Origin of the sequence: Hyphomicrobium sp. (genome assembly GCF_036833075.1) — a bacterium.
GTDB lineage: Bacteria > Pseudomonadota > Alphaproteobacteria > Rhizobiales > Hyphomicrobiaceae > Hyphomicrobium_C.
The window spans coordinates 44,159-69,316 of record NZ_DAITQL010000010.1; the positions used below are offsets into that span (position 1 = coordinate 44,159).

General features: G+C 67.2%; 25 protein-coding genes, 1 tRNA gene and 1 riboswitch. Of the genes, 8 read left to right on the forward strand and 18 right to left on the reverse strand.

Going from position 1 to position 25,158, the window contains the following annotated elements:
* Positions 1 to 52 precede the first annotated feature (52 nt).
* Together V7082_RS05020 and V7082_RS05025 are read left to right on the forward strand one after the other, a co-directional pair.
* The gene (locus V7082_RS05020; protein ID WP_334146525.1) at positions 53 to 592 is read left to right on the forward strand and encodes a DUF192 domain-containing protein; all 540 of its coding nucleotides are present in this window, start codon (positions 53 to 55) and stop codon (positions 590 to 592) included.
* Positions 593 to 702: 110 nt separating this feature from the next.
* Positions 703 to 779: transfer RNA gene (locus tag V7082_RS05025), tRNA-Pro, on the forward strand.
* Between the two features lie 168 nt (positions 780 to 947).
* Here the strand turns inward: V7082_RS05025 and V7082_RS05030 are convergent.
* From V7082_RS05030 to ppk2, 10 genes are all read right to left on the reverse strand, one after another.
* On the reverse strand, positions 948 to 1,181 hold the full coding sequence (locus V7082_RS05030) for a hypothetical protein (RefSeq protein ID WP_334146526.1): 234 nt from the start codon (positions 1,179 to 1,181) through the stop codon (positions 948 to 950).
* Between the two features lie 188 nt (positions 1,182 to 1,369).
* Positions 1,370 to 2,575: an NnrS family protein gene (locus V7082_RS05035; protein WP_334146527.1), complete on the reverse strand. Its 1,206-nt coding sequence runs from the start codon at positions 2,573 to 2,575 to the stop codon at positions 1,370 to 1,372.
* Between the two features lie 7 nt (positions 2,576 to 2,582).
* On the reverse strand, positions 2,583 to 3,809 hold the full coding sequence (locus V7082_RS05040) for an NnrS family protein (protein ID WP_334146528.1): 1,227 nt from the start codon (positions 3,807 to 3,809) through the stop codon (positions 2,583 to 2,585).
* On the reverse strand, positions 3,806 to 4,555 hold the full coding sequence (locus V7082_RS05045) for an ABC transporter ATP-binding protein (RefSeq protein WP_334146529.1): 750 nt from the start codon (positions 4,553 to 4,555) through the stop codon (positions 3,806 to 3,808). Before V7082_RS05045 ends, V7082_RS05040 begins: the two co-directional genes overlap by 4 nt.
* Positions 4,552 to 5,364 (reverse strand): ABC transporter permease, encoded by an 813-nt coding sequence (locus V7082_RS05050; protein ID WP_334146530.1) that lies wholly within the window; start codon positions 5,362 to 5,364, stop codon positions 4,552 to 4,554. Before V7082_RS05050 ends, V7082_RS05045 begins: the two co-directional genes overlap by 4 nt.
* Before the next feature lie 7 nt (positions 5,365 to 5,371).
* Positions 5,372 to 6,343, reverse strand: coding sequence for an ABC transporter substrate-binding protein (locus V7082_RS05055; RefSeq protein WP_334146531.1), 972 nt, complete (start codon positions 6,341 to 6,343; stop codon positions 5,372 to 5,374).
* Between the two features lie 65 nt (positions 6,344 to 6,408).
* On the reverse strand, positions 6,409 to 8,766 hold the full coding sequence (locus V7082_RS05060) for a TonB-dependent receptor family protein (protein ID WP_334146532.1): 2,358 nt from the start codon (positions 8,764 to 8,766) through the stop codon (positions 6,409 to 6,411).
* Positions 8,767 to 8,905: 139 nt separating this feature from the next.
* A complete protein-coding gene (locus tag V7082_RS05065) occupies positions 8,906 to 9,592 on the reverse strand; it encodes a Crp/Fnr family transcriptional regulator (protein WP_334146533.1) in 687 nt (228 codons plus the stop codon).
* Between the two features lie 364 nt (positions 9,593 to 9,956).
* Complete coding sequence (locus tag V7082_RS05070; RefSeq protein WP_334146534.1) at positions 9,957 to 10,493, reverse strand: c-type cytochrome; 537 nt, start codon at positions 10,491 to 10,493, stop codon at positions 9,957 to 9,959.
* An 80-nt stretch (positions 10,494 to 10,573) separates the two neighbouring features.
* The gene (gene ppk2, locus V7082_RS05075) at positions 10,574 to 11,449 is read right to left on the reverse strand and encodes a polyphosphate kinase 2 (protein WP_334146535.1); all 876 of its coding nucleotides are present in this window, start codon (positions 11,447 to 11,449) and stop codon (positions 10,574 to 10,576) included.
* A 544-nt stretch (positions 11,450 to 11,993) separates the two neighbouring features.
* Positions 11,994 to 12,249, forward strand: a riboswitch (cobalamin riboswitch).
* 252 nt (positions 12,250 to 12,501) lie between these two features.
* On the opposite strand from ppk2, the gene V7082_RS05080 reads away from it, so the two are divergent.
* The gene (locus tag V7082_RS05080) at positions 12,502 to 14,415 is read left to right on the forward strand and encodes a TonB-dependent receptor plug domain-containing protein (protein WP_334146536.1); all 1,914 of its coding nucleotides are present in this window, start codon (positions 12,502 to 12,504) and stop codon (positions 14,413 to 14,415) included.
* A 135-nt stretch (positions 14,416 to 14,550) separates the two neighbouring features.
* Positions 14,551 to 15,453: an energy transducer TonB family protein gene (locus V7082_RS05085; protein WP_334146537.1), complete on the forward strand. Its 903-nt coding sequence runs from the start codon at positions 14,551 to 14,553 to the stop codon at positions 15,451 to 15,453.
* 72 nt (positions 15,454 to 15,525) lie between these two features.
* Here the strand turns inward: V7082_RS05085 and V7082_RS05090 are convergent, their stop codons facing one another.
* A complete protein-coding gene (locus V7082_RS05090) occupies positions 15,526 to 15,720 on the reverse strand; it encodes a YgaP family membrane protein (RefSeq protein WP_334146538.1) in 195 nt (64 codons plus the stop codon).
* A gap of 182 nt (positions 15,721 to 15,902) precedes the next feature.
* Here V7082_RS05090 and V7082_RS05095 point away from each other — a divergent pair, with 182 nt between their 5' ends.
* A complete protein-coding gene (locus V7082_RS05095; RefSeq protein ID WP_334146539.1) occupies positions 15,903 to 16,670 on the forward strand; it encodes a DsbA family protein in 768 nt (255 codons plus the stop codon).
* Between the two features lie 21 nt (positions 16,671 to 16,691).
* Here the strand turns inward: V7082_RS05095 and V7082_RS05100 are convergent, their stop codons facing one another.
* The 7 genes from V7082_RS05100 to V7082_RS05130 form a co-directional block, all read right to left on the reverse strand.
* Entirely contained in the window at positions 16,692 to 17,354 is a 663-nt protein-coding gene (locus V7082_RS05100; RefSeq protein ID WP_334146540.1) for a Crp/Fnr family transcriptional regulator, read from the reverse strand.
* Positions 17,355 to 17,674: 320 nt separating this feature from the next.
* Positions 17,675 to 18,124: an MEKHLA domain-containing protein gene (locus V7082_RS05105; RefSeq protein ID WP_334146541.1), complete on the reverse strand. Its 450-nt coding sequence runs from the start codon at positions 18,122 to 18,124 to the stop codon at positions 17,675 to 17,677.
* A gap of 39 nt (positions 18,125 to 18,163) precedes the next feature.
* A complete protein-coding gene (solA, locus tag V7082_RS05110) occupies positions 18,164 to 19,354 on the reverse strand; it encodes an N-methyl-L-tryptophan oxidase (protein ID WP_334146542.1) in 1,191 nt (396 codons plus the stop codon).
* Positions 19,355 to 19,427: 73 nt separating this feature from the next.
* A complete protein-coding gene (locus tag V7082_RS05115; protein WP_334146543.1) occupies positions 19,428 to 20,345 on the reverse strand; it encodes a dienelactone hydrolase family protein in 918 nt (305 codons plus the stop codon).
* Between the two features lie 96 nt (positions 20,346 to 20,441).
* Positions 20,442 to 20,645, reverse strand: coding sequence for a hypothetical protein (locus V7082_RS05120; protein ID WP_334146544.1), 204 nt, complete (start codon positions 20,643 to 20,645; stop codon positions 20,442 to 20,444).
* A 169-nt stretch (positions 20,646 to 20,814) separates the two neighbouring features.
* Entirely contained in the window at positions 20,815 to 21,573 is a 759-nt protein-coding gene (locus tag V7082_RS05125) for a cyclase family protein (protein ID WP_334146545.1), read from the reverse strand.
* Positions 21,570 to 22,568 (reverse strand): fumarylacetoacetate hydrolase family protein, encoded by a 999-nt coding sequence (locus V7082_RS05130; RefSeq protein ID WP_334146546.1) that lies wholly within the window; start codon positions 22,566 to 22,568, stop codon positions 21,570 to 21,572. The genes V7082_RS05125 and V7082_RS05130 overlap by 4 nt, the downstream gene beginning before the upstream one ends.
* 191 nt (positions 22,569 to 22,759) lie before the next feature.
* Here V7082_RS05130 and cobT point away from each other — a divergent pair, with 191 nt between their 5' ends.
* Genes cobT through cobS form a run of 3 tightly spaced genes read left to right on the forward strand, consistent with a single transcriptional unit; the run spans position 22,760 to position 25,130 of the window.
* Positions 22,760 to 23,812, forward strand: coding sequence for a nicotinate-nucleotide--dimethylbenzimidazole phosphoribosyltransferase (gene cobT / locus V7082_RS05135; RefSeq protein WP_334146558.1), 1,053 nt, complete (start codon positions 22,760 to 22,762; stop codon positions 23,810 to 23,812).
* The gene (locus V7082_RS05140; protein WP_334146547.1) at positions 23,809 to 24,408 is read left to right on the forward strand and encodes a histidine phosphatase family protein; all 600 of its coding nucleotides are present in this window, start codon (positions 23,809 to 23,811) and stop codon (positions 24,406 to 24,408) included. Before cobT ends, V7082_RS05140 begins: the two co-directional genes overlap by 4 nt.
* Positions 24,405 to 25,130: an adenosylcobinamide-GDP ribazoletransferase gene (gene cobS, locus V7082_RS05145; protein ID WP_334146548.1), complete on the forward strand. Its 726-nt coding sequence runs from the start codon at positions 24,405 to 24,407 to the stop codon at positions 25,128 to 25,130. Before V7082_RS05140 ends, cobS begins: the two co-directional genes overlap by 4 nt.
* Positions 25,131 to 25,158: the final 28 nt, after the last annotated feature.

The window sequence follows — 25,158 nt, forward strand, 5'->3', positions numbered from 1 at the left end:
TCGGCGCCGGCGTCCATGGTGATGTCGGCAGGCCGATCAGAAGGATGCACCGATGAGGACTGCGCGCAAATCGCGAAGGGCTGCCGCTGGGGTGGCCCTTCTGCATTCCATGGCCGCGAGCCTGGGCGCTGTAGTCTCTTTCGCCGTCGTCCCTGCGGGCGATGCCAGCGGCGGAACGCCGGCCGCCGAGCACCGGGCCCCGCACGAGGAGCGCCTGGAGCTCGTGACGGCCAGCGGCGTCCATGTGCTCGACGTCGAGGTCGCCGCCACCCCCGAGAAACAGGCGCTCGGCCTCATGTACCGCACGAGCCTGCCCGATACGAAAGGCATGCTGTTCCCGCACCCGGAGCCGCGTGAGCTTTCGATGTGGATGCACAACACTTACATCCCGCTCGACATGGTCTTTATCCGCGCCGACGGCACCGTCCACCGCATTGAGGCGCGCGCCGAGCCGCTGTCGGAGCGCATCATCGGCTCGAACGGCCCGGTGCTGGCCGTGCTCGAGATCGCCGGCGGCAACGCCGAGCGGCTGGGCCTGAAGCCCGGCGACAAGGTCCGCCATCCTGCGTTTGGCTCGGCGCCGGCCCCGTGAGGGGATAGACGAGGGGTACTGACGAGATGCCGCCGGTTGGAGCGCTTGACCGGCGAAGCGCGAAGCGGCACATCATGCGGCGAGCCCATGGGCGTCCGCAACGATGGTTTCGGGGCATAGCTCAGCCTGGTAGAGCGCCTGCTTTGGGAGCAGGAAGTCGCGAGTTCGAATCCCGCTGCCCCGACCAACGATGTCAATGAGGTACGCACATTCCGCGGCGCCATTCTGAATTCGGGTGAGCGTTCGGAGACTTGAACTCGGAGAAGCTGCGGAACGCCAGCCCGTTCGTGGCTCTCGTCGGCCGGGCCCTAACCGGCAATGCCGCTGCCGCGCATGCCGGCCACGCCATGAAGAGTCAGTCGAGCTGTTCAAACGCGGTCAGGACACGAGCGAGCAGGTCATCGGGATCCGTTGTAACGTCCGCCTCCTGAAAGATCACGATCGCCAGCTGTTCCCGGCGCGGGTTGTCGAGACCGGTCCCAAGGCGCTCGCGGGCGCGCTCGTAGACGAGCTGGAGCCGCGCGATCTCGACGTCATCGTAGGATCGGGCCGGCCTCGCGCGGTAGAGATAGTTGATCAGCTTCGGCATGACGGTCCGTTCTCTCCGATCTTCTGCGCCACCAATATAGTCCGTATCGCGACGAGCAAGAACCCCGGAGCGATGGTCACCGGTACGCTGTCCATCGCCGAGGGGCGGGAACGCCGCGAACGGCCTCGCCATGCTCAAAATCGCCGGCCGCCGCCGAAGCCTCGAACCTTGCCGGTCGGCGGTCGAGGTCACAGGCGTGGCGAGAGGAGCATGCGTCCATAGAGGATGACGAATCCGCCGAAGGCTCCGATCCAGCCGACGCCGGAAATCGGCAGCAAGATCGAGGTGGCTTGCGGGTAGAGACCTGCAAATATCCGCGCCGTCGCCGCCACTAGGACCAGCGCATAGAGCACGACCGTGCCAGCCGGCGCCGTCAGCGGCCTGCCGGTGTGGCCGCGCGAGACCCGCGTCATGACGCCGATCATCATTGTGCCGATGGCGCCGGCAGTCCAGGCGTGGAGGCCGGCGGTCGTAAAGTCATAATCGTCCCACAGCACGCCGAGCCCGGCGAGCAGGAACCCCAGTCCAACGAACACGTACGCGACGTGCAGGATGGCAAGCAGCGGCTGGGCACCCGTCCGCTGCGGCTGCCAGCGTGCCTGGCGCAGGATGTTTGCGGCGGCCGCGGCGAGCATGAGGCCGGCGACCAGCGGGCGGCCCCACGCAATGTCGTCGAGCGACGCAACGCCCACCCAGCCGAGCAGAGCCGCGCTGCTGAGAAGAACCGTCGCGAGATCGATGCGATCGAATGCGGGCGGCAGCGGCGCGCCCGCCCGGTTGGCTTTCAGCCAGTTGGTCGTGAACGTCGGGATGATACGCCCGGAGATGATGATGACGAGAAGCAGCGCCAGCGCCACGGCGACGGCCAGCGCATGCCGCGGCCGCCCGAACTGCCAGATCTCGTAGTGAAACAGTAGATCGGCGGCGGCGAGAGCGACGAGCACCAGCACGACCTTCAGATTGCGCCGGTTGCCCGCGAGCGCGATCTCGCGCCCGATGACGGCTGCCAGCACGATCGGGAAGGCGGCCGAGAGTGCGCCGACCGTGGCCGGATCGAGATGCGCCGCAAGCGCAATTCCAAGCCGCCCCGCAAGCCAGACACCCACGAGACCCGCGAGCGGCCAGCCGGCAATCGGGCGCCGTCCTGTCCAGTTGGGTACGGCCGTCAGCAGGAAACCCGCAATGATCGCCGGCACGAAGCCGAACAGAAGCTCGTGCGCATGCCAGGCGGCCGGCGCAAAAGCGGCGGGCCCCGCGATGAACCCCAGGAACCACGGCACCCAGATTGCGATCATGGCCGCGGCGAAGAGTGCGCCCAGAAGAAAGAACGGGCGGAAGCCAAGGCTGAGCACGGCGGGCTTCCAGCGACGGGGCGTGTCGGAGATCGTGGTCATGGCGTTTTCAACTCCCGTCGTGCTGGAACGTAGCTTGATCGCGGATGAACGGCCAGTAGACCCTGAGCCAGAGCAGGAAGGCTGCGCCCCACAACAGCGCGACGAGGGTATAGGGCGGCGCGGGCATCACCTCGGTCGGCCAGATCTCGGGACCGACGCGCAGAGCCATGGCCGCGACCAGCAGCAGCATCGCGATCCGCGTGCGGCGAACGAAAACGAGCGCCTGGCCCGTATGCCGCAGGCCGGCAATGGAGAACACGGCAAGCACGCCGAGGCCGAGGCCGCCCATCAGCGCCATATGCAAACCGGGAAGCTCCGATATCGGCAGGCCCAGGCGCGAGGCTCCGACCAGCATGAGGCCGAGGCCGGCGAAGGCGCTGGCTCCGGCGAGCGCCAGGATCTCGGACCGCGCGCTCTCTCTGCCGATGAACGCTTCGGCGACTCGGTCCATGAACGCCGCGCCGGCAGCGATGAGGAGATAGCCGGTGGTGGGCGCCGAGAGGCCGGCCGCATCCGCGATCACCAGCACGGCCACCAAGCCCGGGGCGAGGTTCACGCGCCCCGGATGAGGCCGGAACGGCGAGGTCTGCTCCGTGGGATCGAGCACGAGGTTCGTGACCGGCACCGTGACGCGCGCCAGCGCGATTCCCAGAATGCCGATGAAGATGAAGCCCGCGAGATGCGTGGCCTGCGTCGCCAGCGCCATCCTGGCCTCGATATCGAGAAAGGCATAGCGCGTGACCGCTTCCGCGATCAGGAGGCACGTCACCCAGAAGAGGAAGCTTTTGAGTCGCGTCGTGCGCTTCTCGAGCGAAATCTTCGCGATATAGAGCACGAGCACGCCGAGCCAGAGGAGATCCGCAACCGCCCCCACGACGCCGAGCGCCTCGAAGCCCAGAAGCCCGATCAGGCGCGCGGTGCCCCATAAGCCGGCCAACACCAGCAATATGCGGCCGCGAAGCCGCTCGGTATCGGTCCACTCGGGGACGGCGGTGGTGATGAAGCCGATGAGGGCAGCGCCGAAGGTGCCGATGATCATCTCGTGCACGTGCCAGAGACCGGGTGGGATCGCATGTGCAAGCGGCAGCGAGAAGCCGAACGCCACCACCCACAGCAGCGGCCACGCTGCGGCATGCAGGGCCGCGAGCGGGAAGAAGAGTCGAAATCCCTCGTCCGTCAGCACGTCGCGGGCCGCGAGCAACGCATCGATTTTTCGGGGCCGGGCCATGGTCATGGGATGCTCCGCCCTTCGCGGTCGTAGATGTGGGCGAACAGCGGGTCCTCTTTCAGATAGGCCTGCACGGTCGCGAAAACGGCGTCGTCGTCCCGCGCGCTTTCGGGCAGGGAGATGAAGCGCTCGCCGGCAATGCCGCGCACACGCTCGTCGATCACCAAAATGCGGTCGCTCACCCGTACCGCCTCGGCCAGGTCGTGCGTCACGAACAGGCCGGCGAACCGGGTCTGGCGAGCGGCGGCGATGACGAGATCCTGCATCTGCCGTTTCAAGGCGACGTCGAGGGCCGTGAACGGCTCGTCGAAAAAGACGAAGTCGGGCTCGACGACGAGGGCGCGCGCGATCGCCGTCCGTTGCCGCATGCCACCCGAGAGCTCGATCGGATACTTGCTGAGATCACTCGGATCGAGCGAGACGAGGTCGGCGGCATGCCGCGCGCGCCGGCGCCGCTCGGCGCCCCGAAGGCCGGCAAGCCGCAAGGGAAAGGCAATGTTGTCCTCTGCCGTCGCCCACGGCATGAGGCGCGGCTCCTGGAAGATCATGCCGTGACGGGCATACGTGCGCGTCACACGGCCGCGCAGTGGCTCGATGAGGCGTGCCGCGATGTGGATGAGGGTGCTCTTGCCGCAGCCGGAGGGTCCCACGAGTGCCACGATCTCGCCCTCCCGCACGTCGAGCTTCACCCGCTCGAGCACGGTGCGGCCGAAGTAGGCGTGCGAGACCCCGTCGAGGGAAAGTGCCGTCATCGCCGGACGCCCCAGGGCCGCGCGGCCTCTCGCCAGCGCTCGAGCTCGGCCCGCACCGGCTGCACGACGCCATACTCGACGATGAAGATCACGGCCACGATGATCACGACCCAGGCGATGGATTGCGCCACGTCCAGGTTGGAGCGCGACATGGCGAGCGCAACGCCGATGCCGTCGATATTGGCGAGCAGCTCGGCCATCACCGCGACCTTGAAGGTCGAGCCGAGCGCCACCGCAAGCGCTGGGAAATACTGGCCGGCGACATGGCGGATCACGATCGTCCAGAGCCGCTGGAAGGGACCTGCACCGAAAACCCTGGCCATATCCTCGAGCGCGCGGTCCCGCGTGGCGACGGCCTCCGCCACGTTGGCGAAAACGAGTGGGAACGCCGCCACCACCGTCGTCGTCAGCACTGTGCCCGTGCTCGATCCGAACCAGATCATCGCCAGCACGATCCATGCGATCGGCGGCACGCCCATGATGATCGTCAAAAGCGGGCGGGCGAGACGCATGGCCGCCGCCGAGTAGCCGACTGCAATTCCGAGCGCGCCTCCCAGCACGGCCGTCAGGAAGAACCCCTGTATGGCCCGGGTCGAGGTGGCTTCTGCCAGCCGCCACGTGTTCTCGGCGCGCAAGAGCTCGCCCGTGGCCGCGAGCGTCGTCAGCGGCGACGGCAGGATGAAATCACCGTACGCCTCATGTCCCTGTTGCCAGATGGCGGCGAAGACCGCGAGCCCCGCCACGCCAACCCAGCCCGACCAGAGAAACCGACCGAGCCGCCCAAGCCGGTCGAGCAGGAAACGCATCATCGCCGCCTCACAGATAGAAGGCCGAATCCGGCAGGCGCCCCCCGATATAGCCTGGGTTGACATCGGCCATGGCCTGCAACACGGCCTCGATAGCAGGCCGTACATCGCGGGCCGGCGTGGCGACGAGGTTGCAGAAGGGGATCGATGCCTCGATCACCGGCCAGGGCATCTGCAGGGGCGCGGCGGCATTATTAGCGGCCCGCGCCGGATGCGCAACGACATCGGCAGCCGCCTTCACGAGTCCCGCCTGCAGGGCCTCGACGACGGGCCCGTTCGCGTCGCGGAAGCGATCGGTCACTATGAGACCCGCCTGCGGCACGGTTTTGTGCTCCCCGGTCATCTTCGCCCATTCGACCTGGAGATCGATCACCCGGTGCACGGTCTTGCCGGCGAGGCTGCCTTTGACGATGGCAGCCGAGGCCGCAGGCTCGGGAATGAGCGCGGCATCGACGCGGCCGAGCACGAGGAGCTGCATGGCTTCGAGCGGCGTCGCCGTCGGGATCTGCTCGAGATCCTTGGCGCCATCGATACCGGCATGCTGGAACAGGCGCGTAAGCAGGAGGCTCGGCAGCTCGTTCGGAAACAGCGTGGCGAGCTTGCGTCCCTTGAGTGCCTCGAGGCTCGTCAACGACGGGTCCGTCGACATCACGTACAGGATGCCGTCGGTCATCACATTCACGAGCCGCACGCCGAGCCCGCGGTTGAAGAGATTGGCGGCCACCGGCACCGGCACGATGCCGACGTCGAAGCTCTTCGAGGTGAGACCGGCGCGGACCTCGTCCACCTGCCGCCATATCCTGAGGCTCGGCTTGCGCACCGCGGCGTCGAGCTTGCCGGTGGCGATCGCATGCAGAACCGTGATCGAGGGGCCGGCCGGCGGTCCCCAAATCTCGAGCTGATCGATGGGTGCGGCGTAGGCCGGCTGTGGCGCCGCCGCACAAACGGCAAAAGCGCCGCAGAGCGACGCGCCACCTTTCAAGATTGCACGACGTGTAAGGCCGCAAGGCCCGGCGGGCCGAGCCTCGCGGCACAGGTCTTTTTTCATCAGAACTTCGCTCTGGCTCCTATGATGAAGGCGCGGCCATCGCCGGGGATGAAGACAGCCTGCTCCGGGCTGCTGACCCTGTCGACGATCAGGGTCGCCGAGGCATACTTCTCGTCGAAGATGTTCGAGACCTCGCCGAAGAGGCTGATGTTCTCCGTGATAGCGTAGGCCGAACGCAGATCGACCAGCGTGTAGGAGTCATTATAAAGCGTATTGGCGTTGTCGACGGGCGTCTCGTCAGGCACCCAGTTCACCTCCGCCTCGACCCAGAGACCCGGCATGACGGTATAGCGCAGCGCCGCGTTGAGGACATGGCGTGGCACGCCGCCCAGACGATTGTCGCCGACCACGGGATCACCGTCGAAGCGATAATCTTGATAAGTGTAGGCCGCCCGAGCGCTGAGGTCACGCGTGATGTCGAAGGCGGTGCCGAGCTCGATGCCGAAGTGCGTGGTCTTGTCGGCGTTGGTGCCGCCGAGTGAAACGCCATTGGCATCGCGCAGGTTCAGAAGCTCGTCCTCGACCCAAGAATAGTAGGCGATCGCGGACCAGGCGAACGCATGCGTCGTGCCCTTCCAGCCGCCTTCGATCGTGGTGGCAGTCTGCGCATCCAGATCCGGGGTTGAAAATACGGCGGCATTAGTGTTTCCCGGCGCGCCACCAAATCCGGCGCTGGCATTCGGACTGCCGTTGACGGTGGCGATGAGATCGTCCTGCGTCGGCGGCTCGAAGCTGCGGCTCACGGCAGCAAAGAGGGTCTGGTCACGCATCAGCTCGTAGCTCAGCGCCAGGCTCGGCGTCCACTCCGAGTACGAGCGGTCATAGCTCGTATCCACGAATGTCCTTGGCCCGGAGACGACACCGCCCGGCGTGAACGCCAGGAACGGCCGCGTGGCCCCCGTGAAGACGTCGTCGTTCTCGCGCTTGGCGTAGGAGTATGCGATGGCCGGCGAGAGCGTCAGGCGCTCGGTAAGCGGGATGTTGAAGCCGGCATGGATCGACAATGTCGTCGAGTCGAACTCGTTGTCGCCGACCAATGCGCCCTTGTCACCGCGGTCGTTGATGAAATACTTCCTGTCAGCGGAGCCGACGACATACTGCCCGGTCACCTCGAACAACGGCAGCGGCCGGCTCGCGTCCGGCGCATAGGCGTAACGCAGCACTGTTGTGAAATCACCGCCCTCCGTGTCACGTACGCCGCCCGAGATCGGGAACGTGAAGCTGTCGTCTGTATAAGTATAGCCGAACCCGACATCGAACAGGTTGGCGCCGTAGCGGGCCGTCGTGCGCGAGCCGATGCGGAACTGTTCGGCCTCGCGGTTGGGTTCGTCGCGGAGCACGTTCGGTCCCAAGCAGCCCGGAGGGCCGGAGCAGTTCTGTTTCGGGTTCTGCTCGAGCAGTGTGCGCGACAGCGGTCCGCTCACGTCAAAGCCGAGGTCGGTGTAGCCGAAGAAGAGGCGCGTCGAGATGTTCTCGTTCACGCGCGCACCCGCGTTGAGGTTGAAGTTGGTGCGCTCGGATTCGTTGTGCTCGCGGAAGCCGTCGCGTTCCGTGTAGCTGAGGCTCGCGTGCGCGTCGAAATCGCCCTGCCGGGCGCCGGCCTGGGCCTGCGTCGCGAAATGGCCGAAGCTTCCGCCTTCAACGCTGACCTCGACGCCGGGGTCGGTGATGCCGGTCGGCGACACGAAGTTGATGGCGCCGCCGAGCACGGTCGCGCCGAGGCGATTGGCGGTGTAGCCGCGATAGATCTCGACGAACTCGGCGCTTTTCGGATCGGCAAAGCCGACGATATAGGAGCCGTCGGCGCGATTGATGGGGAGGCCGTCCTGGAGCACGAGCGTGCCGCGCTCGGACGGGTTCTGCTGCAGGCCCGAGCCGCGGATCTGAAGGCGGGGCTGATCGTTGCCGCCGAAGAAATTCTGCACCACGACGCCCGGCACGAAGGCGAGCATTTCCGAGAGTGACGCCGTGGCCTTCGGGCCCATCTCCTGGTTGGTGACGACATCCGTGCCGCCGGCGATCGCGTCGAGCTTGCGCCGGGCTTCGGCAGCAGGGGTCGACTGATTGCCGTCAGCACCGGCAGCCGCGGCTTCGTCGGCAAGAGGCGATGCCTGTGCGCTCGCCGACGACGTGGGGCCTGTCGCCTTGCTCTTGTTCGCCTTAGGGGACGGCCGCGGCGTTGTGCCTTCGACCACCACGGGGGGAAGATCGACCGACGCGCCCGGCGCGGCGGATTGGCTCAAGGCGCTGGTGGAGCACAGCAATAGCGCGGTCAATCCGGCACCCAAGCCGCCGACGGGGCCGCAGACGCCGATGGAGAGGCCTCGCGACCGTTGAAAGATATCCGTAATATACATCTTTTTGGCGCTCCGGATGGACCTGTTTGTTGACGAAATTAATCCTCTTACGGGGTAAAGGACTTGTCCGAGGACAAATGCGACATTTGAAGTCGTTGGATGTGGCCGTTGGGCCACATCGAGGCGGGCGGCGCGATGCTTACGATTGGTCTTCGTTCACGAAACGCAGCAAGCGGTCGACGTCGCTGATGACGATCTTGCGCCGTTTGGCTTCCACGCCGATCGCCGATAACTCGGCCAGCGCGCGGGAGAACGTCGCCGGCGTCATCGAAAGGCGCGCCGCGATGTAGCGCTGCTCGACCGGGAGCTCGAAACTGCAGAAGCCGGCCTGCTCTCCACAGATCCGATGCAGGAACGCGGCGATGCGCCGCGACGGCGACCATCTCTGGTTCTGCTCGATCCGCGTCACCAGAAAACGCAGCTTTCCGAACATCGCGGAGATGATCGACAACGAGAGCTCCGGCGACTGGATGATGAGATCGCGAAACCGCGCCGTGTCGATCCGCGCGAGGCGCAGATCGGTGGCCGCTTCCGCGCTCGCCGGATAACGCGCCTCCCGGGCGAGAACGCCCTCGGCGAACGACTCGCCCGGTCCCACGAGATGAATGGCCGTGCGCCCGCCGTCCGGACCTTCCCGGAAAACAGCCGCCCACCCCTCCAGAACGAAGTAAAACGCCGTCGCCGGATCGTCCTGATGGAAAATGATCTGGCCCGATGCAAACGTCGCGACGGGTGTCGTGGATGCGAAGCGCTGCAGGGCCTCCTCCGAGATCCCGCTCAGGAACAAAGCCCTCCGCAACATTTCAAGATCATGTCCGACGACCATGGGCCGGTCCCTTGCGCAACTCCGGGAGAGCCCTGCGCACAACGAGCTATTCCATACGAAAGATGTACATCTTATACTTGATAAAAAAAGTCAATATATGCCGCTGCCAATCGATCCTGGGTCCGTTCGGCGTATCGGTTGCCGAGCGTCAACCGCGCCCGAGACCGTGCGGGGGCCGCTTCGAATAGGCGCGTTTTTGCAGTTGCGCCCCGCTGAGCGCTCGGCGATTTCAATGGCAAAAGCTGATGCTGAGGGCGGAGGTCCCCGCGACCGTGCAACAGGCCTCGAAGCCGGCCGGAGTCACGGGAGCGTCATGCCGCGATGCCAACCGCGACCGGCTTCCGGCCGGGCTCCGGTGCGCCGCTCACTTCGCCTGAATGCTCTCGAGATAATGCGTGAGCTCGAGGATGCGGACGTGGGTCGGCAGATAGCCCGGCTTGAAATCGTCGCCGCGCATACGCTGCGAGTAGAGCGGCATCTGAAACGTCTCGTGGCCCGCCACCGGCCGTTCGCCGGAGATGATCTCGAACACCTGCCAGAAAGGGAAGGCGCCGCCGTTTCGCGCGCTGATTGCCGTGAGGTCCTTTGCAGGGCGGATCAAGTGCGCGGAGAGTTCGCCGGTGCCCGATCCGTCCGCGGCATGACAAGCGGCGCAGTTCTCTGCGAAGTCCTGCCGTCCCTCGTCGATGACTTTGCGCCGCATCTGCGTGTCTGCGGCGGCCGCATGCGATAGCACGCCAAGCGTCAGACATACGGCGCATAGAAACGACATCCATCCCCACGGATGCCAAATCTGTCTCTGGCAAGTCTGTCCCTGGATCGATCTCGCGCGCGCACGGTACGGCATGTTCAGCCCTCCCGAGTTTTCCAGCGAAGGGCTGATTAAACGATCCTCGCGCACCGCACTCGTTGATCGGGATCAAAAATGCGCGCGCCGAAAATCCCAACGGTGTTCTGCCGGCGGGAACGACTGCGCCTGCTTCAGTAGCGGGACTTCACCTTGAGGTGCTCGTGGTCGGCCTCGACATAGCCGTCGGACTCCTGCCGCTTCGGCAGCTTGACGGTTTCGTCCTTCGTCTTCTCGAACGGGATCAGGCTCAGGAAGTGGGCGATGCAGTTCAGCCGCGCCCGGCGCTTGTCGTTGCCGTCGATGACGTGCCAGGGCGATTTCGGCGTATGCGTCGCAGCCAGCATGGCGTCGCGCGCGCGTGAATAATCGTACCAGCGCCGATGCGATTCGAGATCCATCGGGCTCAGCTTCCAGGTCTTGCGCGGATCGTTGATGCGGGAGGTGAAGCGCCGCGTCTGCTCCTCCTTGCCGACCTCGAGCCAGTATTTCACCAGCGTCATGCCGGATTCGATGAAATCATGCTCCCAGGCCGGGCAAACACGCAGGAAGCGCTCGTATTGCTCGTCGGAGCAGAACCCCATGACACGCTCGACGCCGGCGCGATTGTACCAACTGCGGTCGAAGATGGTGATCTCGCCGGCAGCCGGGAAATGGGCGATGAAGCGTTGGAGATAGATCTGGGTCTTCTCGCGGTCGGTGGGCGCGGGCAGCGCCACGACGCGAAAGACGCGCGGGCTTACGCGATCGGTCAGGGCTTTGATCACGCCGCCCTTTCCCGCCGCGTCGCGTCCCTCGAAGACCACCACGATGCGCGCGCCCGTGTTCTGGATCCATCTTTGGAGCTGCACCAGGTCGCCCTGCAGGCGCGCCAGCTCGGCCTCATAGGCACTGCGAGAGAGGGGCGTCTGCGCCGCGTCGGTAGCGGCGGACGGCTCCGGCGCCCCTGCGGCGGCCTGGCTGTCGTCCGCTTTTCTGTTCTTCTTATCTTTCTTGTCTTTCTTTCCCACGTCGCTCTCCCGGTTGTGTCATCCCGAGGGGATGCATTTTATGTCATCCTTAAGGGGTGCATTTTGTGAAGTCCCGAAGGGATGCATGGAGCGCGCGGCCGTAAGCACATGCCGCCGGTGTCTCGGTTGCGCATGGCTTGCATCGCATCGATGAAAAAGAGTGAGCAGCAGGGCGCCGTCTCCGAGCGGGCCCGCCAGAGCGACGGGATTGAGCTGGCGTCGTACCCATCGTTGCGCGTCCTGATCGCCGGTTCCGTCCCGGCAGGGTCGAGGGAAAGATCCTGTCGATGAAAGGTCAAAACGGAGCCGCTGTCCAGCGCGAGCCTGGACCTGTCGGAGGCGGCCCGAGCCGTGACGATCGCGGTCTGGCCGTGGCTGCGCCTCGGGGGCGGCTCTTCCGCGTCGTCGCGCTGGCGAAGCCGATCCTGCTCCGCGGCAAAGGGGGCTCGCGGGACGGTCCGGCATGTTGCGGAATTGCGTCGCCACGGCCGCTCACGACGCGGCGGCCGGCGAAATCAGGTTGACAGAGGGGTGCAGCTTAAGCTGCATTGAAAAACGTGACGGTGATGCCACGCATGCGGATGCGCGTGCGTGGCGACCAAGAGGGAACACGGTGAGGCGCACGCTTTTCGAAGCTTATGTTTCGAAGCTCATGCGCCGATCCCGTGGCTGCGCCCGCAACTGTTAGCGGCGAGTCCTCTCCTACAGTGCCACTGGCGCTTCATATCGAGGCGCCGGGAAGGCGGGAGGGGGACGCTTGAGCCGTGAGCCAGGAGACCTGCCGGCACGAGTCGCCCATCCCCCGTGCGGTGCGCTCGGTGGAACGGTTACCCGTAGTGGCGGCTGATGTGCAACCGATCGGGAGCAACGTCAGACATGGCCGGGGTCCAGCTCACCCGCTGACAAACGAAACGAGGAACCCGCGGCCGCGGGCAACGCACCCCATCGCGGAGACCCGCGTGTGCAGGCGTTGCACGGGGGGCTCGCCGGACCACCTCGTCGGCCATACCTGCCGGGGCTCTCGTCATCATCCGTGACGGGGGAACTGTTTCGTGACTCATAGAATTGGCATCGCCGGCCGGACCGGCGGAGGCGCTTCGAAAGCTCTGCTGCTGTCAACCTGCGCGTGGATCGGGATGGCGTCGACGGGCGCCGTCGCGCAGGACGCGGGAACCACCTTCCTCGAGGGCATCACCATCTATTCCGCCAACCGCACGCCGACGGATGCGGCCAAGGTCGGCTCGTCGGTATCCGTGATCACCGAGAAGGACATTCAGGCGCAGTCCAAGACCTTCGTGAAAGACTATCTGGAGCAACTCCCGGGCGTGAATTTCACACAGAACGGCGCGCCGGGATCGACAACCTCGATCAGCGTGCGCGGCGCGAACGGGGCCTACGTCAAGGTGCTGGTCGATGGCATGGATCTCAGCGATCCGTCCGCAACGACCACGCAGACCGCGTTCGAGCATCTGCTCGTCGGCGACGTTTCGCGGATCGAGTTGCTCAAAGGCTCGCAGAGCACGCTCTACGGCGGCGACGCGGTGGCGGGCGTCATCAGCATCGAGACCAAGGCTGCGACGAAGCCGGGCTTTTCGCATAGCGGCGGCGCGGAAGGCGGACAGTACAACACCTTCAGCGGTGCCTATACCGCAGGCTATGCCGCCACCGACGGCAGCAACATCTCCTTGACCGTCCAGGGCATCGACACGGACGGCTTCTCGTCCGTCCGGGTCGGAACGGAGGACGACGGCTACAAGAACCTCACGTTCTCGGGGCGCGGCGAGTACATCCTGTCGCCCGCGATGAAAGTGTTCTTCGCGGCGCGCACGCTCGATGCGAGGGGCGAGTTCGACGACAGCTTCACGCCTGCCGACAACGACGATTACACCGATACCGTGCAGCATGCCGGCCGGATCGGGACCGAGTTCTCGTTGCTGGACGGGGCGTTCCAGAACACGTTCGCGTTTCAGGGCATGAAGGTCGAGCGCGACATCTACGGAAGCAACGCAAGCTGGTTCGAAGGCGACCGTCTCAAGGGCGAATACAAGGGTGTCTTCACGTTCAACGAGCATCTCTCTCTGCTTGGCGGCGCCGACTGGGAGGAGACGGGTGCCGAAAATGCCGGGTTGTCATCACGGAAATCGGCGGATGTCACCGGCGTTTATGCGCAGCTCATGATGGAGCCGATCGACGGGCTCGTGCTCACCGGCGGCGGCCGCATCGACGATCACAGCGCCTTCGGAGAGTTCGACACCTACCGATTGACGGCGGCGTATCTCGTGCCCGGCACGGAGACGAAATTCCGTGCCAGCCGCGGCACCGGCTTCCGCGCGCCGAGCCTGGACGAGCTTTACGGCGAATACTCCTTCGTCGCCAACTACGGCAATCCCAACCTGCAGCCCGAGGAAAGCGAGAGCTGGGACGCCGGCGTCGAGCAGGGTTTCCTCAACGGGAGGATCCGCCTGGGCGCCACCTATTTCGAGCTCGATACGGACAACCTCATTCTGTTCAACTTCGATTGCTTCTCGATGCCGGTTGGCTGCCTGGTCAACGTGCCGGGCGTTACCCAGCGGAGCGGTGTGGAGTTGACGGCCGTCGCACTGGTTACGGACGGCCTCGCGCTTTCCGGAAGCTATACCTACGTCGATACGGAGATGGAGGATGGCTCGCGGCTGCCCCGCGTGCCGAAGCACGATTTCGTGTTCGCTGTCGATATGGTGCCGATGGACAAGGTCGAGATCAACGTGACGGCCAAGTACATCAAGGACTCCATCGACAGCAATGGCCTGGCGCTTGACGACTACTTTCTGTTGAGTGCCAAGGCTGCCTACGAGTTCGCTCCAGGTTGGAAGGCGTATGTACGCGGCGAGAACCTGCTCGATGAGGAATACGAGACGGTAACCAACTTCGCGACGCCCGGATTGTCGGTCTACGGCGGCATAACGATGAACCTGCCGAGCGACTGAGACGCGAAAGGACAGGAGGTTCCGGGGGCCGTTGCTGCTGTATCGCACGCACGCCCCCGGGCCCTTCGTCTTGATCCGCCGCTGTGCCCGGTTGAGACTGCGTTGCAGGATGTATGGAAAGAGCGTGCCTGGGCAATGGCGCCGGACGGCGATGACATGGGAGACGCGAGCCGCACCATCGGCCGCGCGGCAGGAACGGCCGTAAGCGCGGTTGCGTCGCTGATCCTGCACGGAGCGGCGCTGGCCGCCGTCGCCTATTGGGTCGAGTGGACGCCCGGCGCGATCCCGGCCCCGACCGAGGCGGTCAGCATCGAGCTTCTCGAGACCGAGATGCTCGAGGCGGTCGAGACGGCCGTGGCGACGGCGTCCATGGCCTCGCTCGAATCCGTGCAATCGATGCCGGGAGCGGCGACCGAGAGCGCCGCGGTGAGCACCCGCGCCCCGCCCGATCTGACGCCCGTCGCGCCTGAGCGGATCGACGCGAAAGAGGCCACCGTTGCCGTTGCCGAGACCGCGGAAGGCATGAAAACGCTGAAGGGCGCGCTCGAGAGCGACGTGCCGGTCGGCGTCGAGCGGCCTGCCGATACACCTGCGGCCGAGCCGCCTCCGAAGCCCGCCCAAGAGGCGAATGAACGGAAGAAGCCGGTCAAGATGTCGAAGCTCCCCGATCCGTCCGAGCCCCGCAAGACCGACGGCGACGCCAGGAAAAAGGGGGGCGCCTCCTCGCGGGCGGCAAAGAGCACGGTCGGCGCAGCCGGCCGCGTCTCCGCCAGCACGGGGTCTGCCGTCAACTACGCCGCGCTCGTGCGCGCCCGCGTGGCCGCGCGCAAGCCGGCCGGCGGCGGGCGGCGCGGCACCGTGGTTGTGGCGTTCGCCGTCACGCGCGCCGGCGCCATGAGCTCCGCGAGCATCGCCCGCTCCTCCGGCGATCCCGCGCTCGACCGCAGCGTTCTCGCCGCCGTCCGCGGGGCCGGGCCGTTTCCAGCGCCTCCGCCGGGCGTGAACCTGCGCTTCTCCATTCCGTTCCATTTCCGCTGACGGCGCCGGGCCGCAGCATTGAGATGGCCCGCGGCAGAGAGCGTGAAAGCACGCGCCGAGGCACCAGCGGGATTACTCGCTCGCCCGGCAGGTCCTGAGGCCCAGGATGCGGTAAGCCGGGCAGAAGCGCATGAGGGCGGTGGCGATGAGAACGCCGCTGACGAGGAGCGCCCAGGGCGTGATCGTACCCGCGACGACGAGGGCGGCGAGTCCGAGGCCGATCGCGATGCGAAGGAACCGGTCGATGGAGCCGATATTGTGGGTCATGGCGTGCCTCCAGGGTTGGAAGGCTATCATGACGCGGGACGGAGGCGATGATCTGTGATCAAGTCACAGACCGGAAACGAGAAAAGTTTTCCATATTTGGCCAGATTCTTATGATCTGGCACCGGCATCGCCAGCGCCGTGCGGGCGCCGCGTCTTTCCATGAGACCGATCGAGAGGACGACATGAGCTCAACGCGCTTGAGGCAGCACCTGGTTCGCGCGGTCGCGGCCGCAACGCTCGGCCTCGGTCTCGCGGGCGCCGCGGTGGCCGCGTCAGACACGATGCCGTCCGACCGCGCCGCGCTCGACGCCTACATCCGCGATTACCTCATGAGCAACCCGGAGGTCGTTCGCGATGCGCTTCTCAAGCTCGAGGCCGACGAGCAGACCGCAAACGCTAAGCTCGTGCTGCGCGCGCTGAAAGGCGACCTCTACGACGCCGGCTCGCCCGAGATCGGCAACCCCGACGCGAAGGTCGCCATCGTCGAGTTCTACGATTACAATTGCTCCTACTGCCGCGCGACCTATCCGCAACTCAAAGCCTACCTCGCGGCCAACCCCGACACCAAGCTGGTGCTGAAGGACATCGCCAGCCTCGGAAAGGAGTCGGAAGGCGTGGCGCGGGTCGTCATCGCCGCAGCGAAGCAGGGGAATTTCGCGGCCCTGCACGATGCCCTCATGACGCAAAAGGGCCAGATGACAGAGGCGCGCGCCCTCGAGATCGCCGCGAAGCTCGGCTTCGATATCGAGCGGATCAAAAAGGAGGCCCGCTCCTCCGAGACGGGAGACGCCCTGACACGCGCCCAGGATCTCGCCGACCGCCTCAACGTTCCCGCAACTCCGCTCTACATCGTCGGCCACAAGGGCATCTCCGGCGCGCCCGACGACCTCGTCGCGCAGCTGACCGAGGGCGCGGACGAGGTTCGCAAGTCCGGCTGCGACGTCTGCTGATGGCGTGTGCTGAAGCAGCCCTCAGGGCGTTGTCGCAAGCTGTCTCAGGCGCTCGGCATCGTGGACATCGATGGCCCCGCGCGACGTCGCGATCCAGCCGCGCCGCTGGAACTCGTTGAGCTGCCGGCTGATCACCTCGCGGGCCGTGCCGAGCTCGGCCGCCAGTTGCTGGTGCGTGAGCTCGATGCGGCGTGTGGCGCCGCCAAGCTCGAGCAGCCGCTGGGCGAGCCGCACGTCGACGCGGGCGAACGCGACCTCCTCGATGACGCGAAAAAGGTTCGTGATGCGGACGCTGAAGGCCGTGAAGACGAACCGGCGGAACGCCGCCGACGTCGCGATCAGCTCGTCGAACGTCGCGCGCGGAATGGCGACGGCATCGACCTCCGTCTCCGCGATGCCCTCGGCCTGGTAGTCCTCATAGCCCATGAGGCACGCCGTGGTCAGCGCGCAGCTCTCGCCCCCCGAGACGCGATAGAGCACGATCTCGCGCCCGGCATCCGAGACCTGCTGCACGCGCACCGTGCCCGCGAGCAGGAGAAGGTAGGCTTGCGGGGCCTGTCCCGCCCCGAAGATCCGCGTTCCGGCGGGAAGCCGCACGACCTTGCTGGCGTCGATCAGCGGCTTTGCGACCTCAGGCTCGAGCGCCCGAAGTCCGGGGAATGCGGCAATCCAATCGCTGATCATGACGCCCGGTCTGCTGCGGCGGGAAGCCCGGCATTTCGTCACAGGATCGGATGAGGCGCAAGGGCGCGCCGGCATGCCGCTTGATCGTGCCCCGCCCCTGCTCCGTCTTAGAGCGTTTCCACAGCGGTTCGGTATACGGAAGCGTGTCTGAACTTCGGCCGTCCATGCGGAGCATGGCTCCGCCCTGATGCCGGGATGACGTTATAGGCGCAGGAGGCGGCAGTCTAAACTCAACGTCACTCCGGCGAAGGCCGGAGTCCAGCCACGCCGATTGCTCGCACGGCCATGCTTCTTACCCAAGTCGGAAAGACCCTAGGAGACTACTGCCACGTTGCGAAGGCGGCGGCCTGGCCGACGGCCGTTCCGGCGCCGTCCGTGAGGTTCCACACGGCGGCGTTTGAAATGTGAAAGCGCTTGCCGGTCGCGGAGATGCGCACGCCCGCATAGTCCTCGATGATGCCGTCGCGGCTGACGCGCGCGAGAAGGCGCATGCGCTCCGCCTGCAGGAGAGGCTCGGCGGAGAAGCGGGAGGCAAGGCGTGTGAAGGCGTCGAAGTCCATTTCGAAGAGCGCGAGCGCGGCTCTGTTCCCGAAGAAGAAGACGGGATCGGGCTCCGTGCCGTGGGCCACGATCGCAAGCGGAGCCGACCACAGCGTGTCGATCGGATCGCCGCCGCCTGGAACGAGCGCCCGGCCAGTCAGCCGCCGGTAGCTGTCGCCGATGCAGAGGACGCGGCTGCGGTGCGCGGGGGTGAGGTCTGGACAGTCCATGGTGTCGCCGATCCGCCGGAGGGTCGCGTGCCGCTGGGCTCAGAACCGCGACAGGCGGAAAAGAGAGAGGTCGAATGGCGGAGTGCGATCCATCGCAAGATCCGCGAGGATCTCCCCAATCGCCGAGGAAAACTTGAACCCATGCCCCGAGCACGGCGAGGCGACGATGATCTCCGGCCGGTCGGGCAGGCGATCGATGACGAAATGCTCGTCCGGCGTGTTCGTGAAGAAGCACGTGCGAAGCGCGAGCACGTCGCCGTCCGCATCGGGAAAGAACGCCTTGAGCCCGCGGCGCAGCGCGTCCTCGTCGGCCGCGTTTGGCTCGCGCGCGAGCGTGTCGGCCGGCCCTCGCTCGCCGAGGTGATGATAGAGACCGATCTTGAAGCCGGGCACGCCCCAGACCGGAAACTGATAGAAGTGGCCGACGTCGCTCTTGAGGTTCGAGACGGGAAAGCGGCCGAGCCGGAAATGCTCGGGGCGCTTCGGCCGGAACCAGCCGAGGGTCTGCCGCTCGGGCACTGCCACCGGTTTCAGCGCCGGCACATACTCGCCGATCCAGGCGCCCGTGGAGAGCACGAGCCGTCGCGCCTCGTAGACGCCGCGATCCGTGCGTACGCGCACGCCCTCTCCGTGCGGCAGCGTATCGAAGCCCTCGATGGCCTCGCGTGCACGCAGAACCGCGCCCGCATCCATGGCAAGCGTCGCCGCCGCCACGATGGCGCGCTCCGACGCCACGAAGCCGCCGTCGGGCTGGAGCACGGCGACGAAGCCGTCCGGAAGCCTGTAGCCGGGATAGCGCGCGTTCACCTCGGCGGCGGACAGGACTTCGTGAGCGAGGGCATGTTGCCGGCAGCTCGCCAGGGAGCCTTCGATCACGGGCGAGCCCTCCGCGCCGATGTCGAGCGATCCCGTCACGTAGAGAAGCTGCTCGCCGGCCAGTTGCTCGGTCTCGCGCCAGAGCGAATAGGCTCGGCGCAGCAGGGGGACGTAGGAGGGGTGCTCGAAGTAGGCGAGGCGGATGATGCGATGGACGCCGTGCGAGGAGCCCATCGCGTTCGGGATATCGTATCGGTCGAGACCGAGCACGCGCTGGCCGCGCCGCGCCAGATGCCAGCAGGTCTGCGCGCCCATTGCGCCCACGCCCGCAACGATCACGTCGAACTTGGTCACTTTGTAGGTCTCGATGATGGGGAGCGCGCGGGCTCCGGCTGCCGTATGGCCGAAAACCACGCATCAAGGCCGGTGCGGTGTCAAGAGCGCGAGCCGTGCAAAGCCTTGAGCGTGCTGCCGGCCCATTGCGGGCTCAGGTCACGCCGTGCGTCTTGAACCACGCGAGCAACTTCGCCCATCCCTCCTTCGCCGGTCCCGCGCGGTAGCTCGGCCTGTAGTCGGCATGAAAGGCGTGCGGCGCACCCTCGAAGACGACGATCTCGCACGTCCTGCCGGCCTTGGCACACGCCGCCCGCATCGCGTCCACCGTATCGGGCGGGATGCCCGGATCGGCGCCGCCGTAGAGGCCGAGCACCGGCGCCTTGAGGTCGGCCGCGATGTCGATCGGGTGCTTCGGCGTCAGCGCCGATGCCTCGCCGGCGAGCCGTCCGTACCAGGCGACGCCGGCCTTAAGCCTGGGGCTGTGCGCGGCATAGAGCCATGTGATGCGCCCGCCCCAGCAGAAGCCGGTGATGCCGAGTCGGTCGGCGTCGCCGCCGTCGGAGGCGGCATGCGCGGCGGTAGCATCGAGGTCGGCCATCACCTGTGCGTCCGGCACCTTTGCGACCACGGCGCGGACCTCGTCGATGGTCTTGAGGCCAGAGACGTCCCCTTGCCGCACGTACAACTCCGGGGCGATCGCGAGATAGCCTTCCTTCGCGAGGCGCCGGCATACGTCCTTGATGTGCTCGTGCACGCCGAAGATCTCCTGCACCACGAGCACGACCGGAAACGGGCCGCCCTGCGCGGGCTTTGCGCGATAGGCGGGAATGGCCCGATCAGGTGCCGCCACCTGCACCTCACCGGCATCGAGACCCTGCGTATCCGTGGTGATGGCCGTTTCGGCGGCCACCGGCTGGGTCGCAAGCGCAAAGCCCGTTGCCAGCGTCGTCAGCACGGCCTCGCGCCGCGACGGCGTGAACTTCGGGAACAGGCTCAGGAGGTCGGCGGCGAGGTTGGCCTCATCCGCGCCGGAGGCGGGTGGCGTGTCTCGCGGATCGGGACGGGTCATGTCGAAGGCTCCCCCATCGCGTGTCGCCTAGTGATCGCGGAAACATGGGGGACGTTCGTGCAAGGATCAAGCGCCGGCTGCCTTCGGACGGGCGGCTCACCTCTTGCCGCGCGGCTTCGATGTTCCCGCGCGCTTGTCCGCCGCGCTTTCCCGCGCTCCTTCCTTGAGCGCCCCGCTGTTCTCCTTCCGCCGGCGCCGGTGCGCCTCGAGTCTCGCCTGCTTGAGCAGGATGGCGTCGTGGTTCGGATGGCTTGGGTCGAGCTTGGTGAGGGGCGCCGCTGGCTTCTTTTTCTTTTTCATCGGGACCTGGACGGGGGCGGGCAATGGAACGGGATAGTGTTCCATATTACCGGGAAAAATTCCCAACCAAAGCCCTCGGCCTGAAAATTCACAGGCCCTGAGGTTGGCATCCATCGGGAGGGCGCGGGGAGCAGCCCTTTGAAAGGTGACGCCTTCCGGAGATGCGCGGTCAGCGGAGGATCGCCACCACCCGCGCGGGCGCTGCGGACGCACCGACGATCTTCAAGGGAAACACCGCCACCTCGAAGCCGGAGGCGGGCAGCGCATCGAGGTTCGTGAGTTGCTCCATGTGCCAGTAGGGCCGGCGCTGTCCGACGCGGTGCGCTTCCCAGAAGAGCGACGCATCGCCCGTCGCGCGCGACTTGGCGATCTGCGCGCGGAACGGCAGATCCCATCCCCACTGGTCGATGCCCATGACGGTGACGCCGCGGTCGAGGAGCCACTCGGTCGCGGCCGCGCTCATGCCGGTCCCGGTTTTCCAGAACGCCTTGGTGTCCATCAGCCGGTCGCGGCCGGTGCGGATCAGCACGATCGTGCGGTCGGTGAGCGTCGCGCCGGAGGCGGCGAGCGCCGCCTCCATGTCGGCAACCGTGATCGGATCGTCATTGGCCTTGTGGGAGAGATCGAGCACGACGCCCGGCCCGATGCAGCGCTCGAGCGGGATCAAGTCGATCGTCGGGGCAGGCTCTCCCGCGGACGTCGGCCCGTAATGCCACGGCGCGTCGATGTGGGTCGTCGCATGCACGCCGAGGCTCACGGTGTCGTCCGCCCAGCCTGCGAAGTCGCGCGGAAAGAGGCGGAACGGCAGCCCGAGCAGCCGGACGAACGCCTTCGCCATCCAATGCGGCTTGTGACGGACCTTGACCCGCATGAAAAACGGGTCGTCGCGGTTGAAGCGCACGGGCTTCGAGAGATCGATGACTTTCATGGCGAGCCCTGATCCTCGCTGGCGATCCGGTTGCTGAGCGTGCCCACGCCCTCGATGGCCAGCGCGACCGTGTCGCCCGGGGCGAGCAGGCGTCCGGTCTCGATGCCGCTGCCACCGGGGAGCGTGCCGGTCGCGAACACTTCCCCGGGAGTTAGCCGTTCCGAGCGCGAGACGTGCGCCAGCGCTTCGCCCAGCGTCCAGCGCGGCCCTGTCGTGCACGGCTCCGAGACGAGGTGCCCATTGATGCGCACCGAGCCCTTGAGCGCGTCCCATCGCGGCAGGATCTCGTCGGCGCTGACGACGACGCCCGAGATGGCATTGCGGAAGTGCTTCGATTTCTGCGGGCCGAACCCGGAGCGCATCTCATCGCGCTGCACGTCGCGCGCGCTGAAGTCGTTGATGACGACGAAGCCCCCGATCGCCGCCTCGGCCTCCGCGGGCGTGGCGTCCAAAATCGCGTGTGCGAGCACGAAGCCGAGCTCGAGCTCGTAGTCGAGCGCGCGGGTATAGGAGGGGATCGCGATCGTCTCTCCGTCGCCCGCGAACGCGAGGTGATTGCCCATGTAGTAGATCGGCTGCCGATACCAGAGACGGTGCGGCCTGAGCAGCGGGAACGGCGGCCCGAGCACGCGCTCGTAGGCGCGCACGACCGGCCACGCGCCGGGCAGGAACCGGCGCACGAAGCCGCGGGCCGCATCGATGGCATGGCGCTCATACAGCATGAAGTCGCGGAACGAGCGCGGCGCGAAGGGCAGCACGGGCCGGCGCGTGACGGAGGGCGCGTGCGCCAGCGCCGCGGCGGCCTCGGCCGCTTGCTGCCGGATGTCCTCGGGCGCCCCGAGGAGCGCCACGATGTCACTCGATAAATGCGCGATGTCGGAGGGGGAAAGCGCCGGCGACACGGCCCCCAATGCCTGCGCCGCATCCACCCAGCCGTCGACGGCCGCGATCTCGACCGCGAGTGCCGCGCCGTCCGTCACGCGCCGGAGCTTCATGGAGGGTCCTTTGAGGTTAACGCTGCCGCACCGCTGGTTCGTGTCCCCGGTTCATGCGCCCGTTTCAGGCCTTATGGCTGGCACACCCCGAGGTCCGTTTCAATTCCGGGGAGGCCGCGCCGCTGACGCGGTTGCCCGCGCTCCTCTGCCGTGCCATGCAGCAGGCGACCCGCAAGCATCCCGCAAAGCCCATGCCGACAGCCTGGATCGAAACACCGTGCCCCGCTCCGTCCGCACGCCACGAGGCGGCCGCCCGCGCGCGACAGGCAGCACTGACCAAGCCGCCCGGATCGCTGGGCGTTCTCGAGACGCTGGCCGTCACGCTCGCGGCACTGCAGGCGACCGACCGCCCGCGCGCGGCGCATGCCCCGGTCATTCTCTTCGCCGGTGATCATGGGGTCGCAGCAAAGGGCGTCTCCGCGTATCCGGCGTCCGTCACCGTCGAGATGCTGAGGAACTTCGCCTCGGGCGGAGCGGCCGTCGCGGTGCTCGCCCGCGAGCTCGGCGTGCCGCTGACCGTCGTCGATGCCGGCACCCTGGCGACGGAGCCGATCGCCGGAACCGTCGTCGACAAGCCGCGGTGCGGCACGCGGGATTTCACGGTCGAGCCCGCCATGACGGACGGGGAGCTGGCCGCGGCGCTCGCGGCCGGGCGCCGCGCCGTGGCGGCGGCCGGGCCGGCGGACCTCGTGCTCTTCGGCGAGATGGGCATCGGCAACACGACATCCGCGGCAGCCGTCGCGGCAGCCCTGCTCGGCACGGCGCCGGCCGACATCGCCGGCGCCGGCACGGGGCTCGACGCCGAGGGCATCGCCCGCAAGGTTGCGGTGATCGAAGCCGGCCTCGCGCGGCACGGCCTCGATGCATCGAGTGATCCGCGCCGTATCCTGGCTGCGGTCGGCGGGCTCGAGATCGCAGCACTCGCAGGCGCCATCGTGGCGGCCGCGCAGGTCGGCCGCCCGGTGCTCGTCGACGGCTTCATCGTCACCGTCGCCGCGCTCGCCGCGACGCGCCTCAACCCGGGCTGCATCCCCTGGCTCATCTACTCCCATCGCTCCGCCGAGCGCGGCCATGCGCACGTGCTCGCCGCGCTCGGCGCACGTCCGGTGCTCGATCTCAACCTCCGCCTCGGAGAAGGCTCGGGAGCCGCGGCCGCGCTCGCCGTGCTGCGCCTTGCCTGCGCGCTCCACAACGGCATGGCGACGTTCGAGGAGGCGGCCGTGTCGGGCCGCACCACGCCGTGACGGCCGTCGACTTCCTGCGCCACGGCGAGACGGACGCCCCTGAGGCCCTGCTGGGCCGCACGGACGCGCCGCTGGCTCCGTCCGGACGGGATGCCGTCGCGCGTCAGATCCAAGGACGCGCATGGGCCGCGATTGTCGCTTCGCCCTTGGGGCGCGCGCGTGCCAGCGCGGAGATCGCCGCCGACGGGCGGATGATCGAGACGGACGCGGACTGGCGCGAGATCGATTTCGGCGATTGGGACGGTCGGCCGCGCCGCGAGATCGCCGGTGATGTGCTCCTCGGCGCATTCTATGCCGATCCCGATGCCAACCCGCCGCCCAACGGCGAGGCGATGCGCGCCGTGCGCCGGCGCGTCGCCTCGGCCCTCGAACGCCTCGCCGCGCGGGAAGACGGCCCAGTGCTGGTCGTTGCCCATGGGGGATCGATCCGCATGGCGCTCTCCGTTCTGCTCGGCATTCCCCTCGAGCGCCTGTGGGCGATCCGCATCGCGTGCGCGACCCTGATCCGCGTCGAGCTCGGAGCCGATCCCGCGCAAGGGCTCTGGGGAGAGATCGTCGAGATCGTCCAGCCGCCGCCGGCCGGGGGCCAGCGATGACCGGCTTTCTCGTCGCGCTGGGTTTCCTGACCAGGCTGCCGGTGCCGCGGGCCGCATCGGGCGAAGCGGCTGCGCTCGCCAGCGCCGCGCCGTGGCTGCCGGCCGTCGGCGCGCTCGTCGGCCTGCTCGTCGCGGTCGCGGTTGCGCTGGGCGCGGTCGTGACGCCGTGGATCGGCGCGCTCTTCGGGCTCCTCGCCTGGGTGCTCGTCACCGGCGGCCTCCACATCGACGGCCTCGGCGACGTTGCGGACGCGCTCGGCGCCGCGCACGGAAATCGCAACCGCTTCGTCGCGGTCGCGCGCGATCCGCACCTCGGCAGCTTCGGCGCCATCGCCATCGCGCTGCAGCTCATGGCGAAGCTCATCGTGCTGGCGGCCCTGGCCGAGCGCGCGACATTTCCGGAGCTCGCAGGCGGGCTCGTGCTGGCGGCGGCCTGGGCGCGCTGGGCGACGCTGGTGCTTGGCCGCGCGGTGCCGCCGCTGACAGAGGGAATGGGCAGCCGTCTCGCGGCGGGCATCGCGACGCGCACGGTCGTTCTCGAGGGGGCCGCACTGGCGCTCATCTCGCTGCTCGTCGCGCCGGTGCTACTCGTCGCGCTCCTGTTGGCGCTCGCCTCCGCGCTCTACTGGCACGTCCGCCTGGGCGGCGTGACGGGCGATTGCCACGGCGCGAGCATCGAGATCACGGAATCGCTGCTGCTGCTGGCGCTCGTCGCGGCATGAGCGCGTGTTTCGCAGGCCCGGGTCCTGT